Consider the following 19,715-nt stretch of genomic DNA (forward strand, 5'->3'; position numbering starts at 1 on the left):
CGCGCGAACTTCCCCGGACACGGATCCTCAACGGCTACGGTCCTACCGAGGCCACCGTCTACTCGTCGATGTACGAGCTGGAGGGGACTGTGGACGGCGACGCGTTACCCATCGGACGACCGGTCGCCAACACCCTGCTGCGCGTAGTGGCCGAGGACGGGCGCAGACTGCTGCCCCCTGGCGTGGAGGGAGAATTGTGGATCGGCGGCCACGGCGTGGTCGAGGGCTACCTCAACCGCCCGCAGCTGACCGAGGAACGGTTCGTGACCGACCCTGACGGCGAACGCTGGTACCGCACCGGGGACCGATGCCGTTGGCGCGCCGACGGTCAGCTTGAATTCCTGGGACGCAAGGACCGCCAGATCAAGGTCGCCGGCCACCGGATCGAGTTGGATGAGATCGAGAGCGTCCTGTCCCTGCATCCCGAGGTGTCCTCCGCTGCGGTGAGCACGTTCTCCGATCCCGGGCAAACCCCGCAGATCGTGGCCTACGTCGCCCCCGCCCTGGCGAACGACGCCGACGCCGAGCAGGCCCACACGGGCACGTGGAGCGAGGTGTGGGACCGCGTTTACGACGGCTCCTCCCAGGCGCACAGAACCGACCCTGGCGCCCACGAGGATTTCTCGGGGTGGCAGAGCAGCTACACCAAGGCCCCGATCCCCGTGGTGCAGATGCGTGACTGGCTCGACCGAACGGTCACGCGCGTCAATGCCCTCGAGACCCCGACGCTGATCGACGTCGGTATGGGCGTGGGGCTCTTGATGGAACCCCTCTTGGGCCGGGTGTCGACGTACCACGGGATCGAGCCGTCGAGGGCCGCGATTGAGACGGCGGCCGATCGTGTACGGGCCCAGGACCGCGCACGCGTGCGGTTCGACCAGGGCGACGCGACCGCGCTTGCCGAGATGGACTCCACCGGTGAGGGGCTCGTCGTACTCAACTCCATCATCCAGTATTTCCCCGGTCCTGATTACTTGTCGCGAGTACTGCGGGAAGCGGTACGCGTGGCCGGCCCCAGGGGCGCGGTCTTCATCGGCGACGTACGGGATCTACGGTTGTTGGAGGCCTTTCACGCCGACACGGTTATCCAGGCCAGTGACCCGCTCACCCCGGGCGACCAGCTCGCCGCCGCGGTCGAACGCGCCCGCTCCGACGAGGGCGAACTGTGCGTGGACCCCCGCTTCTTCCACCGCTTCTGCGCAGGTTCCCCCCATCTGGCAGGCGCTCTGGTCGAACTCAAACGCGCCTCCCATCACACAGAGATGGCGCGGTTTCGCTACGACGTGACTCTGTGGGGACGCGATCGCCCCGGCCCCGTGGCGATGGAGAGGACAACGGTGCCCTGGACGGACCTGGCGACCAGCGCGGATGGACAGCACGTGGAGCGGCTGCGTGCGCTGATCGCCGAGACTCCGGCCGATCGGGCAATCACCGTCACAGGTATTCCCGATCGTCGTCTGGCACGCCCCCTGGCCTCGGTGGCAGCCCTGAGGGAGGACCTGGGGAGAGTCAACGCCTGGGACCTGCAACGACTCGTATGGCAGGCCGATGGTCCCGAAACGGTCGACCCCGAGCATATGGCCCTGCTGGGCGAAGCCGTTGGACGGCACACACGCTTGATCCCGGAGGACGCGCCGGGGACCGGGTGCTTCACCGCGGTGTTCGAAGCTCCCGAACAGAAAGGACCACAAGGGCGATGACCGATGCGCAACACCTGACGAACAACCCCTTGCCTCCCACGACCTCGAAGCGTCTTCGCGGGCTCCTCCGCGAGTTCGCCGGATCCCGTCTGGCCGGCGCGGTGGTGCCCAAGGAGTTCGTCGTGCTCCACGAGCTGCCCAAGTTGCCCAACGGCAAGGTCGACCGTGACCGGCTGCCCGAGCCCCGCCGGGAGCTGTACTCGAGCAGTTCCCACGTCGCCCCCCGAACACCGCAGGAGGAACGTGTCGCGTCTGTATGGCGCGACGTGCTGGGTGTACGCCGTGTGGGGGTCCACGATGACTTCTTCGACCTCGGCGGAGGTTCGTTGACCGCCGCGCAGATGGCGGCCCGGTTGCGTGAGGAAACCGGTGCCTCGGTCAACGCCCGACAGATCTTCGATCATCCGACGATCGAGCGGCTGGCGCTCATGCTCAGCCCAGAGGCCGCGGTCGAGCAAAGCGCACCACCGCAACATCCGAGAAGCATCCCCACGAACCGACTTCTGGAGGAGGCTCGACTCGCACCCGACGTGACACCTGCGGCCAACGTGTTGCCCCCGGTCCAGGCCCCCTACCGTTGTGTCCTGCTCACTGGTGCGACGGGGTACACGGGCGCCTTCCTCCTGCGGGAACTGATCGACCGCTCGCAGGCACATGTGTACGTGCTGGTCCGCGCAACCGAGGAGGCGGAGGCCCGCCAGCGCGTCGTGGCAGCGATGCGTCGGTACGGGCTCGCACGCGACGGCGACGTCGACCGTATCTCCTGTGTGGTCGGTGACCTGGCCCGCCCCTACTTCGCCTTGAGCCGCGACACCTACGAGGAACTGGGCGCGAGTGTGGAGATGATCATCCATAATGGAGCCTCGTCCAGTTACGCGCTGCCGTACCGGAGACTGAAACCGGTGAACACGCTGGGCACGTTGGAGGCGCTGCGGCTGGCCAGCCGACACCGGATTAAGCCGGTGCACTACATCTCCTCGCTGGCCGTCTATCCCGGACGGAGGGGGGACCCCCGCTGGACCGAAGCACCAGTGCCCGACCCCCGAGGGGTTGTCGGCGGTTACCGGCAGAGCAAATGGGTGGGCGACTCCATGATGTCGCAAGCGGCGGAACTGGGTATTCCCACCTGCGTCTACCGGCCGGGGTTGATCGTCGGTAGCCAGAGCCGGGGTGCCTGTTCGACCGACACGCTCCTGAACGCGGCGATCAAGGGCTGTATCCAGCTTGGCGCGGCACTGGATTTCGACGCCACCCTGGAATTGGTCCCGGCGGACTACTGCGCGGCCGCGGTCGCCCACATCGCGCTCACCGGGACGCACGCCAATACGATCTTCAACCTCCCGGGCTCCCGCAGCATCACCTGGAACGACTTCGTCGGGCTCGTCGCCGCCCACGGATACGCCATCGAGAGCCTGCCCTACCAGGACTGGTACCAGCGGCTACGCCAGGCCGTGGACGGCGGGGAGGAAAACGAACTCGCCCGCTTCCTTCCGCTCTTCGGGCGGCACCTGCCCGCCGAGGACCTCGGCTACGAAGGCAGTAGGCCCGTCTTCGAGGACCGCAACCTGCACGCCGCGCTCGAAGGCTCAGGGATCGTCTGCGCCGAACCGGACACAGCGTTCGTCGGGCGTTTCCTGGACTGGTTCGCGGCCGCAGGTTACCTACCCGGGCCACCCGCACACGGCCACCGAGGCTAGCTCGTTCTCCGTCGAACACCTGTGCCGAGTACGAGCGCAGGGGAAAGGCTGACATGGACCCCCTCTTCACCACCGGTTTCGTTGATGACCCCTACCCCACCTATGCCCACCTTCGCGAAGCCGGACCAGCCCACAGGATCACGCTTCCCGGAGGGGTCGAGGCGTGGCTCGTGACCAGGGACAAGGAGGTCCGGCAGGTCTTTCTTAGCGAGGACTTCTCCAAGGAGATGGAGACGCACTGGTACGCCTACCGCGAGGGCCGGCTGCCCATGGTCGGTGACGTGGTCATCGCCATGGCGGACAACATGCTCGTGGCCGATCCGCCCAAGCACACCCGACTGCGTTCGTCGGTGACACGAGAGTTCACGCGCAAGCGCGTCCATGCGCTCGCGCCGCGTGTGCGGGAAACGGTCGCACGGCTCTTGGAACAGATCATCGCCAAGAGGGAAGGCGCGGACGTCGGACACGTCGACCTGGTCGAGGAATTCGCGGCGCTGGTGCCAATGAGGGTGATCTGCCCGCTCCTGGGCATTTCCGACGAGGACGGCGAGTTCTTGCGTCCGTTGGTCAGCACGGTGATGAGCAACGACGACAACGGTCAGCGCAACGCCTTGGCCGCTAGCCAAGGGGTGAACGACTACCTCGCCGCCTTCGTGAAGGACAAGCGGGGCACGAGCGGTGACGACCTTTCCGCCACCCTGGTCGAACACAGCGACCTCAGTGACCAGGAGGTCGTCGAGATGTTGGCGTTGTTGATGGCCGCGGGCCATGAGACCACGGTCAACCTCCTCGGCAGCTCGGTACTGGCCCTGTTGCGCCATCCCGAGCAGCTGACCCGGGTGACCCACGATCCCGAGCGGTGGCCGGCCGTGGTCGAGGAGGTCCTGCGCTGGGACAGCCCGGTGCAGAACGTCTTGTGGCGCTTCACCCGGAATTCGGTGACCCTGGGGGACGTCACCATCCCCCCAGGCGAAGCCGTCGCCCTGAGCGTGGCCGCGGCGCACCGAGACCCACAGCGCTATGAGGACCCCGACACGTTCGACATCGGACGTAACCGCAGTGACCACGTCGCCTTCGGTCACGGGATCCACCGGTGTATCGGCGCCGAACTGGCCAGGATGGAGGCGCGGACGGCCCTTCCCTTGCTCTTCGAACGTCTCCCCGGGCTGCGTCTCGCGGGCGCGCCCTCCTACCGTCCCTCCACCATCTCCCGCGCATTGAGTCATCTGCCCGTGACTTACGGACCGGAGGTGCACGTTGCTTGAGTCAACGAGCACGTTCTCGACCACCGAGGGAACGCCGATGGCCGACCCGGCGGAACAGATAGCGATCGTCGGAATGGCCGGACGCTTTCCCGGCGCCGAGGACATCGACGCGTTGTGGGAACTGTTGGACCACGGGTGTGAGGCCATCAGGCCGGTACCAGCCCAACGCTGGGACGCCCAGGCGGTCCTGGATCCCAGAAGGCGGGTCCAGGACGTCGGAGGGTTCCTCGAGGACGTGGACCGCTTCGACCCCGTGTTCTTCGGGATCTCTCCGCGTGAGGCCGCGGACATGGACCCGCAGCAGAGACTGCTCCTGGAAACCACGTGGCGGGCTCTGGAAGATGCAGGACAACCCGCCTCCGGTCTCCACCGTGCCCGATGCGGTGTCTACGTCGGCGCTAGCTGGCACGACTACGACCTCCTGCGCAAGGAGACCGCGACACCCCTCACCCAGTACAGCGCCGTCGGCGCGGCATTGGACATCCTCGCCAGCAGGATCTCCTACTTCCTCAAGACCACGGGTCCCAGCATGACCGTGGAAACGGGCTGTTCCTCGGCGCTCGTGGCCCTGGACACGGCGGTGCGGGCACTGCGCCACGGGGATGTGGAGTCCGCGATCGTCGGTGGGGCCAATCTCATCCTCACCCCCGATGTCTCCATCGGCCTGACCCACTTCGGAGGGCTCTCCGACAGCGGGCGCAGCAGAGCCTTCTCCGCCCAGGCCGACGGGTTCGTACGTGGTGAGGGCGTGGTGTCCCTCTACCTCAAACGTCTGGGCCGGGCGCTGGCCGAGGGCGATCGCGTTCACGCCGTCGTGCTGGGCAGCGAGGTCAACAACGACGGAGGAGAGGAGAGCCTCGTCGCACCCAACCCCGAGGGGCAAAGGGATCTCCTGCGGAGGGCCTACACGCGCTCCGGTGTGGACCCCGCCCTCCTCGACTATGTCGAGACCCACGGGACGGGGACCCCCAAGGGCGACCCCATCGAGGCGACCGTTCTGGGAGAGGTACTCGCACAGAGCAGAGGAGAACAGGACTCGCCGCTGCGGATCGGATCCATCAAGTCCAACATCGGCCACCTGGAGGCCGTCGCCGGACTAGCCGGCCTGGTCAAGGTCGTACTGGCCCTGCGACACCGTGTGATCCCACCCAGTCTGCACGCGCACGACCTCAACCCCGACATCGATTTCTCCGGCCTGAACCTCTCCGTGGTCTCCGCCAGGCAGGCCCTGCACCCCGACAAGCGCCTGCACATGGCGGTGAACTCCTTCGGCTGGGGAGGGACCAACGCCCATGTCATCCTGGCCAGCCCCCCGACCACCAAGCCACACGACCCCCCTGAGCACCTGCCCTCGGGGTTCACCCCCGTCAGCGCGCACACCGAGGACGCCCTCACGCGACGTTGCGCGGACCTGGCGCCCGGTGTGCGACAGACCGGCGTCACCACGCTCGCCAGCACCCTGGCCCACAGACGCGACCATTTCCCTTGCCGGGCCGCCTTCACCGCGCCCACCCCGGATGCGCTCAGCGCGGACCTACGCGACTTCGCCGACGACAGTACGTCGGACAATCCCCGCGTCGTCACAGGCAGAGCGGTCAGCCGGGGAAGCATCCTCTTCGCCTTCCCAGGGCAGGGTGCCCAGTGGGCAGGTATGGGACGCGACCTCTACCAGGGGCACCCGGTGTTTCGCGAGCAGGTGGACGCGTGTGCCCGTGCCTTAGCCCCCTACACCGATTTTGACCTGGTCGGGGCTCTGACCAGTGACAGTGACGCCTGGTTGAAGGAAGTCGACCAGATACAACCGGCGCTGTGGGCGGTCTTCGTCGGGCTCGCTGAACTCTGGAGGCGAGCCGGGGTCGAGCCGGACGCAGTGGTGGGACACAGCCAGGGAGAGATCGCGGCGGCGACGGTGGCGGGCGTGCTGTCACTCGACACGGCGGCGCGCACCGTCGCTCGCCGAGCCGCGCTTCTACGCTCGGTGGCAGGCCGAGGTCTGATGCTTTCGGTGACGTTGCCCGCAGACCGTGCCCAAGAGGCGTTGACTGGATTCGAAGCACAGGTCGTGGTGGCGGTGGACAACGGTCCTTCCTGTGTGTTGGCGGGTGACACCGACTCGGTGCTCATGCTCAACGAAATATTGGGAGCAGACGGTGTCCCCTGTCGACTGGTCGACGTCGACTACGCCTCGCACAGCCCGCAGATGGCTCCACTCATGGACCCGCTCCTAGAGGAGTTGGGCACGGTCCGGGCCGAGGAAGGCGCCACCCCCCTGTTCTCGACCTTGCGTGCTCGACGGGTGCGGGGCACCGAACTGGGCGCGGACTACTGGTACGCCAACCTGCGAGGACAGGTTCGGTTCGCCGAAACGATACGCGACCTGGCCCAGGAGGGTGTGACCCACATCGTCGAGGTCAGCACCCACCCCGTCCTGGGCGAGGCTCTCACGAAACTGTCCAGGGAATGGGACGAGGCCCCCGTCGTGCTCTCGACACTGCGTCGTGACGCGGGAACTCCGGAGGACATGGCGCAAGCCTTCGCACGCGCCTACGTATCAGGACTCGGCCCGTTCCAGCACCTGCCCTACGGTGAGTCGGCCAGGGTACCGGGCTATCCCTGGCAGCGCGAACGTCACTGGCTTCCGACCTCGCGTCCTCGAGGAACGCAGAACCGTGGTCTGGAACCGCGGCTCCTGTCGGTGCCGGCCGAGCCGGGGATGTGGCAAGCCGATACCTACCTGTCGGCGGAGGACCACCCCTGGTTGGACGATCACAAGGTCCACGACACGGCGGTTGTCCCCGCTACCGCCATGCTCGCGCTTGCCCTGAACGCGGGGCGGGACCGAACGGGAAGCACACCGCGTGTGTTGTCCGGTGTCCGGTTCACGGAGCACATGCCCGTCGAGAACGCGGCCGAGACCCCCACCAGAGCCGCGCTGGTGTGGCGTGAGGACGACGCGCAAAGAGCGGATCTGCGACTGCTGTCCCTATCCGATGGTGCGCAGACATGGACCGAACACGCCCGCGGCCGGGTCCACCCCCTCACCGCCCCGGGCCAGAGCGAACCGCCACCCCTGGCGGAAGACCTTGCTTCCCTCGACCCGGTGGACTTCTATACCGCGTGCGCCGCACGTGGACTGAACTACGGCGCCTCGTTTCGCGTGATCCGTGATCTGCGCGCCGACACGGACACGGCCCAGGCCACGGTCGAGCTGCGGGAACGGGAACGCCAGAGCCTGCGCCCCCACCAATTGCACCCCGTCCTGTGGGACGGCGCCCTCCAAACGGTGCTGGCGTTGTGTGAGGGCACAACCACCCTCGTGCCTACCGCGGTGGACCGCGTCGATCTCCGCGCGGACCTGTCCGACCCGCCTCACCAGGTCATCAGCTCAGTGGTACGCCGTGACGGACTCGTCTTCGATGTCAATATCTCCTCCACCGACGAACGACCGCTGGTGGTTCTGCGGGGGCTGCGCCTGGAAGCCCTGGAACCCCCCACGACCACCGACCCACTCGCCCACGCTGTCCACCACATGGAGTTCGTGGAGGCGCCCGAGGCCGAGACCGAGCGACTCCACTGGTGGGTCGTGGGCTCCGACACCGATGGTGCCGCCGCAGTGGCCGAGGCGCTCGACTCCCAGGCGGCGAAAGTTGAACGCGCGCGCACACCGGCCGATGTGCCACCCCTGGGAGTGGAGGCGCTCGTCTACGTCGCGCCCACCGCGGCGTCCGGCATATCGTCGCAACGGGCGGGGCTCCTCCAACTGGCGAAACTGGCGTCCCTCGGCTCCGACGCCGCGACCCCACTCCGGCTCTGCGTCCTCACCCATAATGCCCAGCAGACCGCGCCCGAGTGCCTCCCGGACGCGGGTGCGGCCCTCTATTGGGGTTTCACACGGGTCCTCACCCGCGAGCACAGTTCTCTGCGCTGCAGGATCATCGATGTGACCTCGACGGACCCCGCCCCACAGCGCTACCGGGCGTGCGCGGTCGAACTGGCACGCCCCGAAGGCGACGACCAGGTCCTGTTGCGTGGAAGACGACGCCTGGTCGGGCGTATCCTGCCCGGCCTGCCTGAAACCACCGCGAAATCACCGGAGTGGAACACACCCGAGCGTCCCTTCCAGCTCACCACGGATCGTCCGGGCTGGTGGGAGGGGCTCGGTTTCCGGTCCGCCGAACGTCGTGCGCCCGGACCAGACACGGTCGAAATCGAAGTCGACGCGGTCGGACTCAATTTCATCGACGTCATGAAGGCCATGGGCACCTACCCCGACCACCGCGGCGCAGCTACTTTGTTCGGAGGCGAGTGCGTGGGTCGAGTGAGCGCCGTGGGCCCCGATGTGACCTCACCACGGGTCGGCGATCGCGTGGCAGCGTGCGGGTTCGGCTCAGCCGCCTCCCACGTCGTGGTGCGGGCCGGACACACCGTGCCCGTGCCCCAGAGTCTGAGCGACGAGGACGCCGTCACACTGCCGCTGGTGGCGGTGACCGCCTGGCATGGTCTGGTGGACCTGGCCCGTTTGAGTGAGGGCGAGACCGTCCTGATCCACTCCGCAGCGGGTGGTCTGGGACTGGCCGCCATCCAGGTGGCCCACCTCCGGGGCGCCCGGGTGATCGCCACCGCCGGCACCGAGGACAAACGGCGCACCTTGAGTGACCTCGGTATCGACGACGTCTTCGACTCCCGAGACTCCGACTGGCCGGATGAGGTCTTGTGGGCCACCCAAGGGCGCGGCGTCGACGTGGTTCTCAACTCCCTGACCGGGGCCGCGCTCGACCGCAACTTCGAAGTCCTGGCCGAAGACGGTCGTTTCGTGGAGGTCGGTAAAAAGGACATCCATCAAGGACGCAAAATCGGCCTGGACGTCTTTCGCGACAGGATCAGTTTCTCTGTGGTGGACCTGGCCGGTCTCATGGGCACACGGCCCGAGCGCTTCGCCCACTTGCTCTGCCGTGTGTGGAAGGAGGTCGAAGCGGGACGCCTGCGCCCCTTGCCGAGCGCCACCTTCCCCCTCGGTCAGGCTGGTCGAGCGCTCCAAGAGTTCGCCAAGGGACGACACACGGGCAAGTTCGTGCTCAGCGCCCCGGACAGTGTCCGCTCCGTCACCCCCGTGGCGATGCCTGAGGGCGCCTTCCGCTCCGAGGCCCTCTACCTGCTCACCGGAGGACTCGGTGCTCTGGGACTCTCCCTCGCGGAATTCATGGTCGCGCACGGGGCACGGCACCTGGCGTTGTTAGGCCGTTCTCGCCCCACCGCGTCGGCGAGTCGGCGCATCGAGGCACTGCGCTCCGTCGGCGTTCGGGTGCGTATCCCCACCGTCGACGTCACCAGTGCGCACGAACTCACCGAGACGCTCGCGCACCTGCGTCGGGGCGGCCTTCCCCTCGCGGGCGTCGTCCACGCCGCCGGCGTGCTCGACGACGCCACGGTGGGAACCATCACCGAGACCACCCTGGAACGCGTCCTGGAGCCGAAGATCGACGGCGCTCGCCATCTGCACGATCAGACCCGGCAGGACCCGCTCGACTTCTTCCTGATGTTCTCCTCGGCGGCCGCCCTGCTCGGCAACACCGGCCAAGCGGCCTACGCCGCGGCTAATGCCTACCTTGACACCCTGGCGCTGGCCCGGCGCGCCGAAGGGCTACCCGCGCTGAGCGTGCAATGGGGACCGTTCAAAGACTCCGGGCTGGCGGCGGCCGACCATAATCGTGGGGAGCGACTCGCGCAGCGGGGGATGCCCGGGTTCACCACGGACCAGGCATGGCTCGCGCTCGAGCACCTCTTGAGCCAGGATGCGGCGGTGGCCGGATACGTCCCCTTGCGGTTGCGACAGTGGTTCGACTCCTTCCCCGAAACCGCCGCGCTGTCCAGCTGGAGCACGCTGCTACGGGCGTCGCGAGACAGCGGGCAGCAGAGTGGAAACGGTGCCGCGTTCCTGTTGAGGCTCCGCGAGAACCCACCGGAACTCAGGCGAGCACTGGTACGGGACAAGGTCGACGAACTGGTTGGGCGTGTCCTTCGTGTGGCCACCGGACGGCTCGACGCCAAGACCCCCTTCAAGGAGCTGGGACTGGACTCCCTCCTGGGTCTGGAACTGCGCAACCGCTTGGAAGCCACGTTCGACCTGCGACTGCCCGTCACGTTCCTGTGGACCTACGGCACGCCCGAGGAACTCGGCGCGGCGGTCCATGCCCTGACCGAATCCGAGCCCGACGCGTCTTCCTGAGGAGGCGGACATGTCCGACACAGCGAACCCCTCGCCCAACGCGGCTCCGATGAGTCGCGCCATGGAGACTATCCGTGACTTGCGTGCGCGTCTGGCCGAAGCCGAGCAACGCCAACCGGTCGCCATCATCGGTGTCGGTCTGCGCCTGCCCGGAGGCATCGACGACCTCGACGGCTTGTGGGATCTCCTGGCTGCCGGAGGGGAGCTGGTGCGTCCCCTGCCACCAGAACGTCAGGGTCCCTTCGCCGACGAGTGGCGCACGACCGTCAGCACGGGTTCCTACCTGGAGGATCCCTGGGGTTTCGATGCCTCCTTCTTCGGTATCAGCCCTCGCGAGGCGCGCGCCCTGGACCCCCTGCACCGACTGGTCCTGGAGGCCGCCTGGCAGGCCCTGGAGGACGCCGCCCTGGCCGTGGACAAGACCGACCAACGCATAGGCCTCTACCTGGGCGTCACTGGAGATCAGGATGGATACCGGGCCTGGCGGGGGCGGGACGGCGGAGCCCACTGGTCCACCGGGAGTGGACACAGTTTCGCGGCCGGCCGCATCGCCTACACCCTGGGACTGCAAGGGCCGGTCTCCACCGTCGACACCGCGTGCTCCTCCTCCCTGGTGGCGCTGCACCAAGCGGTGCGCGCCCTCAGGTCACACGACTGCGAGGTGGCGCTGGTCGGAGGAGCCAACACCATTATGTCGCCCCGGTCCACCAAGACCATCGAGGACACGGGTGCGCTGGCACCCGACGGGCGCTGCAAGGCCTTCGACGCCCGAGCCAACGGATTTGGTAGAGGGGAGGGTGGTGGTTTCCTCGTTCTCAAAACCCTCGACGCCGCGCTGGAGCACGGCGACCGAGTCCATGCCCTCGTGCGCGGCACGGCCGTCAACCACGACGGCCGCTCCTCGGGATTCACCGTCCCGAACGTCCTCTCCCAAATCGACGTACTCGAGCGTGCCTTGGCCGACGCCGAACTCGCGTCGAGCGACATCGGCCTCGTCGAGACCCACGGTACGGGAACCCCGCTGGGCGACCCCATCGAGTTGCAGGCCCTCACCCATGTCTTCCGCGACGCCGGTCCCGTACGCCTGGGGGCGTTGAAGAACAACATCGGCCACCTGGAAGCGGCGGCCGGAGTCCTCGGCGTTGTCAAGGCTGTGGCCGCCCTACGACGTCAGAGCGTGCCGCCCCTGGCCAACTTCACGGTCCTCAATCCACGCATCGACACCAACGGCACGGGCATCGAACTGCCCACGCGCGTCCTCGACTGGTCCCAGGAGGAACACGGCCCCCACACCGGCGTCAGCTCCTTCGGTATGTCCGGGACCAACGCCCACGTCATCATCGGACCCGCCCCTCAGGACACCAGGGCCCGCGCGCGCGACGTCCCCGGCTTCGAGTTCAGCGCTGACAGCCCCGCAGCACTGAGGGAACTGGCGTCCCGGCTTGCTGACCGTCTTCCGGGAGCCGACTATGGAGCGTTCGCCCACACCATCACCCTTGGCAGGGCACGCAGAAGGATCAGGGCCCGCGTCCATGCCCAGGAGACAGACAGCGCCCGCTCCGTGCTCACCCGCCTCGCCGAGGGCGACCTGAACGCGGCCGAGATCCTTGAAGGCGCACCAGAGGACCTGCCTGCCCAGTTCGCGGCGCTGGAACGCCACGTCATGGAGTTGCCGCACTACCCCTGGCAGCGGCGACGGTACGCGCCACCACACGCCGACGTGGAGGGCGCCCCCGCCCCGCCACCGCTGCACCACCTCACGTGGCACATGACCCAGGTCGACCACGGGGCACCGTCCTTCGCCCTGGTAGCCGGTGACGACGTCTCCACCGTGTCCCTGCTCGTGCGGGCCGCCGCGGAAGAAGGCGTCACCGGGATCGTCCTCACACCCCAGGAAACACCGGTCCCCACCGGGTGGCACTGGCGTCGGCTCCCCGAGGGAGCCGAATGGGAGCAGACCCTCGGCGCACTCCGCCTCCAGGACCGACCCCCCCTGTTCCTGGCCTACGCCGCACCCGCCCTGACACCGGAGAGCCTCTCGGAGGCCCCCCAACTCACGGCGGCGACCCTGTGCCATGCGGTGGCCGGTGCCGTGACGCACGCGCACGGCAGCGGCGCCCGGGTGGTGGTCGTGACGCGAGGGAACCGTCAGGTCACCGGCACGGACCCCGTTGTGGCCGGAGGACACGGCCCCCTCAACGGCCTGGCCTCCGCGCTGGGGCTGGAGGGAGGAGACGGCTGGGGTGGAATCGCCGACCTGCCGCTACGGGCCAATCCCGCCGACGCCCGGGCGCTTGTACGCGCCCGCGTGGGCCACGACGGCGAGGACGTCGTGGCGGTACGCGAGGGGCACGCGCACACCGCACGCATCACACCGGCGCAGGGCCACCCCTCACCCCTCACACCACGGCCCGAGGCGCAATACCTGGTGACCGGCGCCTTGGGCGGCGTGGGCAGGGCCATCACGGACTCCCTGGTAGAGCGAGGGGCACGTCACCTCCTGCTCCTGGGACGTCGTCCGTCGGACCAACTCAACGCGGCCGACAACGACTTCCTCGACCACCTGCACCACCAAGGCGTCCAGGTGAACTACCGAGCCGTGGACTGCGGCGACCCCACCGCCCTGGCACAGGCACTCCACACAACACCGGGTCCCGCCATCGGGGGCGTCGTCCACTGCGCCGGGGAGTTGACAACGCGTCCTTTGGACCAGGCCGGACCAGAGGACTTCGCCCGCGCGCTGAGTGCCAAATACGCGGGCGCGTGGTGGTTGCACACCCTGACCCTCGACGCGCCCCTGGACTTCTTCGTTCAGGTCTCGTCCGCGTCGACGCTGTGGGGGAGCACCGGAAGCGCCCCCTACGCCGCCGCAAACGCCGCCGCCGACTCCATCGCCGAGTACCGCCGCTCCCTCGGACTCGCCGCAACGAGCCTGGCGTACGGCCCCTGGGAGACCGACGGGATGACCGAAGATCGGGACCGCGAAGCACTCTCCCGCATGGGATTGTCCTCACTGAGCCCCGACCAGGGGTGCGCGGCCTTGACCCCGAGTCCCGGGGGAAGCAGCGCCCACATCCTCGTGGGAGCCGTTGACTGGCCCCGCTTCACCGAGGTCATCGGAGCCACTCGGCGACGCAAGCTCTTCCAGGAGGTGGCCCCGGACTACGCGGATACAGCACAGCCTGCGGAACCGGTCGCGCGACGCATCCGCCAACTCCCGGAACGAGCCCGGCTCGCCGCCGCGCAAGAGCACATCGGTCACGTGCTGGCCGGTGTGCTGGAGCACGACGACCCCGGCGAGATCTCCCTCAACACCGGCTTCCACGACCTCGGGTTGGACTCGATCATGGCCGTGGACCTCGTGCGAGGGCTGTCGGACTCCTGGGGGACGCAAGTCCCCGTGACCGACGTCTTCGAGCACCCCACCGTCGAGGAACTCGCAGCTCACCTGATTGCCCGCCTCGAGGGTACGGACCCGAGCCCACGGCTGCGCACCGCGCCCGCGCGTGCCGGGGCCATCCTCTCAACCCACTCCGGGGAGTCTCCTAACGAGGACTCTCCACCAACTTCCACCGAACCCCTCGCCGTCGTGGGGATGGCCGGCGTGTTCCCCGGCGCGGACGACCTCACGCGGTTCTGGGAGCTGCTCAAACAAGGTCAGGACGTGATTGCCCTCCCCCCGCCAGGTCACCCCCTGGCCAACCGGTCCCGCGCCCATGAAGGTGACATCACCACGACGCAGGGCGGCTACCTCACCAACATCGACGCCTTCGACGCCGAGTTCTTCGGTCTGTCTGGTCGCGAGGCCCAGAGCATGGACCCGCAGCACCGGATGCTCCTGCAGACGACATGGCACGCCCTCGAGGACGCGGGTATGGCCCCCGCCGACCTGAAGGGTTCTCGCACAGGTGTCATCGTCGCCATCTCCAACTCCGATTACGCCCGACTCCTCGAAGAGGACGGCCAACACCGGGTGGACGCCTACTACGGGACGGGGACGGCGCTCAATGCCGCGGCCGGGCGCGTCTCCCACCTGCTGGGATTGAACGGGCCCGCGTTCGCGGTGGACACGGCCTGCTCCTCCTCACTGGTGGCACTCCACCTGGCCATGCGGTCGCTGCGCGAGGGTGAATGTGACACCGTGCTCGTCGGAGGGGTCAACGTCCTAGCCCATCCCACCACCTCCGTCGCGGTCAGTCGCGCGCACATGCTCTCCCCCACGGGCAGCTGCAAGACGTTCTCGGCGGACGCCGACGGTTTCGTGCGTGCCGAGGGATGTGGGGCCGTCGTCCTCAAACGTGCACGAGACGCGCGCGGACGAGGATACGTCGTCCACGCCCAGCTGCTGGGAAGCGCCGTCAACTCCGACGGCGCCTCCAACGGCCTCACCGCTCCCAACGGCGGAGCGCAGGAAAGCGTGATCACCTCCGCACTCCGGGACGCGGGCATGTCGGGATCGCAGGTGTCGTATCTGGAGGCGCACGGAACCGGGACCTCACTGGGCGATCCCGTCGAGGTCGAAGCCGCTTGGAACGTGCTGGGTCGGGAGCGCGACCCCCAGCGACCGCTGATGCTCGGCTCAGTCAAGAGCAACATGGGCCACGCGGAATCGGCGGCGGGGATGGCCGGGCTGCTCAAGACCATCCTGGCCCTGCGCCACGAGGAGCTACCGCCCACGCTCCACTGCCAGACCCTCAATTCCCACATCCGCTGGGACCGTATGAATACCAAGGTGCTGGTGGAACCGACCCGGTGGGAGAGAGGGCACGGCCCCCGCGTGGCTGGACTGTCCGGCTTCGGATTCAGCGGGACCAACGCTCACCTGCTCGTCGGTGAGGGCGATCCGATCGAAGCTCCCGTAGACCAGCCGACCGAGCACGACGCCCTGGTCGCGCTGTCGGCTCCCGACCGAGCCGGTCTGGAACGCCTCACCGCCTCCTGGCGGCGCCGTCTAGGAGAGGCCGATGACGGGGAGATCGAAGCCCTCGCGGCGGTGGCCGGCCGCGGCCGCTCCCATTTCGCCCACCGCGTGGCGGTCACCGGAAGCACCGCCCAGGAGGTGCGTACCAAGTTGGAACGGGCCGACAGGGCCGCGCCCCAAAACCGGGCTCCCCGGGTCGTCTTCCTGTTCTCCGGGCAGGGAAGCCAGTTCTTCGGGATGGGGCGCTTTCTGTACGAGACCGAACCCGTGTTCGCGGACATGATCGACCGCTGCTCCCAAGCCTTGCTCACACGTCGAGAGGTGGCCCTGCCCGACGTTCTCTTCGGAGAAGCGGACCCCGATCTGATCCACCACACGCGCTACACCCAACCCGCGTTGATGGCCGTGGAACTCGCCCTGGCGGCACTGTGGGAGTCCTGGGGGGTGATCCCCGACATGGTGCTGGGCCACAGCGTCGGCGAGATCAGCGCTGCCACCTATGCACAGGTCATGGACCTGGAAACGGGGATGGGTCTGATCGCCGACCGGGCGGACCTGATGCAGGGCACCGAACCCGGCCGTATGCTCGCTGTGTCCGCGCGCCCGGAGTGGGCCGCCGACCGCGCACGAGAGGCCGGGCTGGAGATCGCCGCGGTCAACGGTCCCAACGCCGTCGTGGTGACCGGGCCACCCGAAGCCATCGCGCGCTTCTCCCGCCAGGTCGAGAGCGAGGGCGTCAAGGTCCACGCGCTGGCCACACGACACGCGTTCCACTCACGCTTGCTCGAGCCGGTCGTCGAGGACCTGGCCGCCGCCGCCCGACCACTGCGCTTTTCCCCTCCACACGTCCCCGTCGTCTCCAACGTCACCGGTCAAGTGGCAGAACCCGACCAATTCACGGCCCGGTACTGGGCTGAACACATGCGGCGCCCTGTGCTCTTCCATCAAGGGTTGCGAACGCTCGCGGGGGTGGGGACCGATGTGTGTGTGGAGATCGGCCCCGACGCCACTCTTTCCTCTCTCGCCCGCGCCTGCGGGGAACTCCACGCGAGCGCAACGGCAGTGCCCTCCTTGCGCCGTGGCCGTTCCGACCGTTCGACCCTGATGGAAGCCGCGCGAACCTTGTACCAGAGTGGGCAGCACATGCGCTGGTCGGCGATATACCCCTCAACCAGGACACGGCGGTCGGCGGCACCGCTGTACCCGTTCGCAGACACCCGTCACTGGATTCCCGAGGCTGGCGCAACATCACCGGTCCCACGCGCGCGCACCGAACATCACGGTGGCAGGGAACTCCGTTCCCCAGCGCTGCCGGGACGGGTCTTCTCCTGCGAGCGTTCCGCCCGCTTCCCCTCCTATCTCACCGACCATCGCCTGTACGGCACCGTCGTCACCCCCGCGGCTTCCCACCTGGGCACGATCGTGTCCGCGCTCGCCCCCGACAGCGCACCGATCACCCTGGAGGATATGGTTTGCCCCACCGCCCTAGTCATCAGTGACGGGGAAAGGTACGAGACGCAGGTCATCACCGAGGGCCCCGAGCCCACCCGCCTGCGAGTGCGGAGCCGGCCCCTGGACACCGACAGCGTCTCGGACTGGCCAACCCACCTCGAAGCGCGCATCGTCCCGACGGACTCGACGCCGGCCGTGCGAGCACCGATCGACCGGAACCGATTCATCGCAGCGGCCCAGCGCACGATCGAGGGTACAGATTTCTACGCCTACTTCAGGAAGCTCGGTTACACGCTCGGCCCCTCTTTCCGCTGGATCCACAAGATCTGGATCCGGGGCGAGGAAGCCCTCGTCGAATTCGCGCCTCCCCCGACCACGCCGGACAGGGCGTCAGGGATCGAGGTCCACCCGGGGCTGATCGACTCCTGCTTCCAGAGCATCGCTGCTTTCATGGTCCAGGACCAGGCTCTCGAAGCTGAGGCACTGGCCATTCCGTTCGCAGCCGAACGGGTGAGCTTCACCGGTAGGCCGCGCCCAGGGGAGAGGGTTTACGGATACGTGCGGGTCCGCAGAGCGACCGAGCTGGGACAGGGCCTGCTCCGTGTCGAGTCGGCCGACCTGACCCTGTTCACCGCGACCACCACCGTTCTGACAGCCGACGACTTCCGTGTGCGGCCCGCGCCACGGTCTGTGCTCCGGGCCTCGAGGCAGGAACCGGACGGCTCGAGCGCCCACCGGGTGGACTGGGTGCCCCTGCATCGCGCGGTCTGCGCACCGGCTCCCACATTGGCGGTCGTGGGAAGGAGACACCTTGCCTCTTCGCTGCGGGACGAGTTGATCCCCATGGGGGCCCACACCCACCTCATCGACGCGTGGAGCTCCCTCCAGGATCAGGATGAGACCCCCATCGTCGACCTGCGCTGGGTCCGAACCGAACCTGCGGTCGACGCTGCGACAGTCCGAGAGACCGTGGCGACCCTGGCGGCCGAACTACGCCAGATCCCCGCAGGCCGCCCCTATGTGTTCGTCTGTGACGGCCGGGACGAGGCAGCGCCTCTGGCCGAGGCGGTCAAAGGCATGCTCAACTCCATGGAGGCCGAGGACCCACGTCGCACAACAGGTTGGATCGCCCTCGATCGGGGATGGACCACCGCGAACCTAGCGCGAGAACTCTCCCATGTGAGCGCGACCGGAATCGACGAACCCAGACTCCGCATCGGAGAAGAATCTACGCGGGTGGCGCGCCTCGTCGAAGTGGGAATGTCGCCGAGGCCCGTGCGGTGGCCAGGCGGGGTGCTCATCACCGGAGGCTTGGGCACCCTGGGACTGAGCGTGGCGCGGCTCCTCGCGGCCCAGGGCGCGCACCACATCACCTTGATGGGACGCAGCGCGCCGAACGCCCGCGCTCAAACGGTGATCGACGCGCTCCGAGACGGGGGCACCCCCGTCTCCGTGGTCGTTGGAAACGTCACCGACGAGGACGAGTGCGCCCGCGCCGTCGAGGAAGCGTCCCGACGGGACCCCCTGGTGGGAGTTTTCCATTTGGCGGGTACGCTACGCGACCGCGCCTTCGACCACCTTGAGGACTCCGACTTCGTCGAGGTCTTCTCCGGTAAGGCTCGAGGAGCCGAAGCCATCGCGGCGGCCTCGCGTGCCCACCCCCTCCAGGCTTTGGTGTTCTTCTCGTCGGTGTCCGCCGTACTGGGTTCGGCCGGCCAGGCGAACTACGCGGCGGCCAATGGGTACCTGGACGGCCTGGCTCTGCGCCTACGGGAACAGGGGCTCCCGGCATGGAGTATCGCCTGGGGTCCCTGGGTGCCCGAACAGGGACAAGGTATGGCAGGTTCACGCAACGCTGCGTCCGCCGCACACCTGAGAGGGGTGAGGCCGCTCGACGACATGGACGCACACCACCTGCTCAACCTTTCCTTGTCCTTGCGGGCGGGGCTAGTCGCCATGAGGATCGACACCGTCGCCAGTGGCACCCGATCACGCGCGACGCACGAGAGGGCGCTGCTGGGCGCGAACCAGGTGTCCACCGCCGGCCCACGACCGGGAACGGAAGGGGCGAAGGACGAGGGTGGTTTGCGCGCCCGCCTCGCCACGTTGAATCGAGCGGAGCGGGCCGAGGAACTGTTGGCGGAGCTCAGCTCGCTGGTGGCCGAGGTCCTGGGATACTCCGAGGCCGTTGACGCCGAGGAGGAGTTCACGGACATGGGGATCGATTCCATCATGGCGATCGACATGCGCACACGTTTGACCCAGGAGCTCGGTGTGGAACTTCCGGCCACCATCGTGCTGGACCATCCAACCCCCGAGGCGTTGAGCGAGCACCTGGCGGACCTCGTGTGTCAGGGTGAGTTGCCCACGGCCGAGGAGCGGTCCCTCGACGCGTCGCACGGGGGGCGCGGATGAACCGGTCCCCTTTCCGTCGTCCCCGCCCTGTGGAGGACC

At 68.1% G+C, this 19,715-nt stretch carries 5 protein-coding genes; all 5 read left to right on the top strand.

The annotated features are described in order from the left end of the window. Positions 1 to 1,700: AMP-binding protein (locus tag D474_RS0113045; protein ID WP_017614004.1), on the top strand; the 1,700-nt coding region annotated here is incomplete at its 5' end. Beyond that, positions 1,697 to 3,397, top strand: coding sequence for a thioester reductase domain-containing protein (locus tag D474_RS0113050; RefSeq protein WP_017614005.1), 1,701 nt, complete (start codon positions 1,697 to 1,699; stop codon positions 3,395 to 3,397). The genes D474_RS0113045 and D474_RS0113050, both read left to right, overlap by 4 nt. 53 nt (positions 3,398 to 3,450) lie before the next feature. Continuing rightward, positions 3,451 to 4,662 carry a cytochrome P450 family protein gene (locus D474_RS28615; RefSeq protein WP_017614006.1) on the top strand — a complete coding sequence of 404 codons (1,212 nt, stop codon included), beginning with the start codon at positions 3,451 to 3,453 and terminating at the stop codon, positions 4,660 to 4,662. A gap of 37 nt (positions 4,663 to 4,699) precedes the next feature. Further along, positions 4,700 to 10,888 (top strand): type I polyketide synthase, encoded by a 6,189-nt coding sequence (locus tag D474_RS0113060; protein ID WP_017614007.1) that lies wholly within the window; start codon positions 4,700 to 4,702, stop codon positions 10,886 to 10,888. Between the two features lie 10 nt (positions 10,889 to 10,898). Beyond that, on the top strand, positions 10,899 to 19,676 hold the full coding sequence (locus D474_RS0113065) for a type I polyketide synthase (RefSeq protein ID WP_017614008.1): 8,778 nt from the start codon (positions 10,899 to 10,901) through the stop codon (positions 19,674 to 19,676). The last annotated feature ends 39 nt before the right edge of the window (positions 19,677 to 19,715 follow it).

The organism is Nocardiopsis salina YIM 90010 (genome assembly GCF_000341025.1).
GTDB classification, from domain to species: domain Bacteria; phylum Actinomycetota; class Actinomycetes; order Streptosporangiales; family Streptosporangiaceae; genus Nocardiopsis; species Nocardiopsis salina.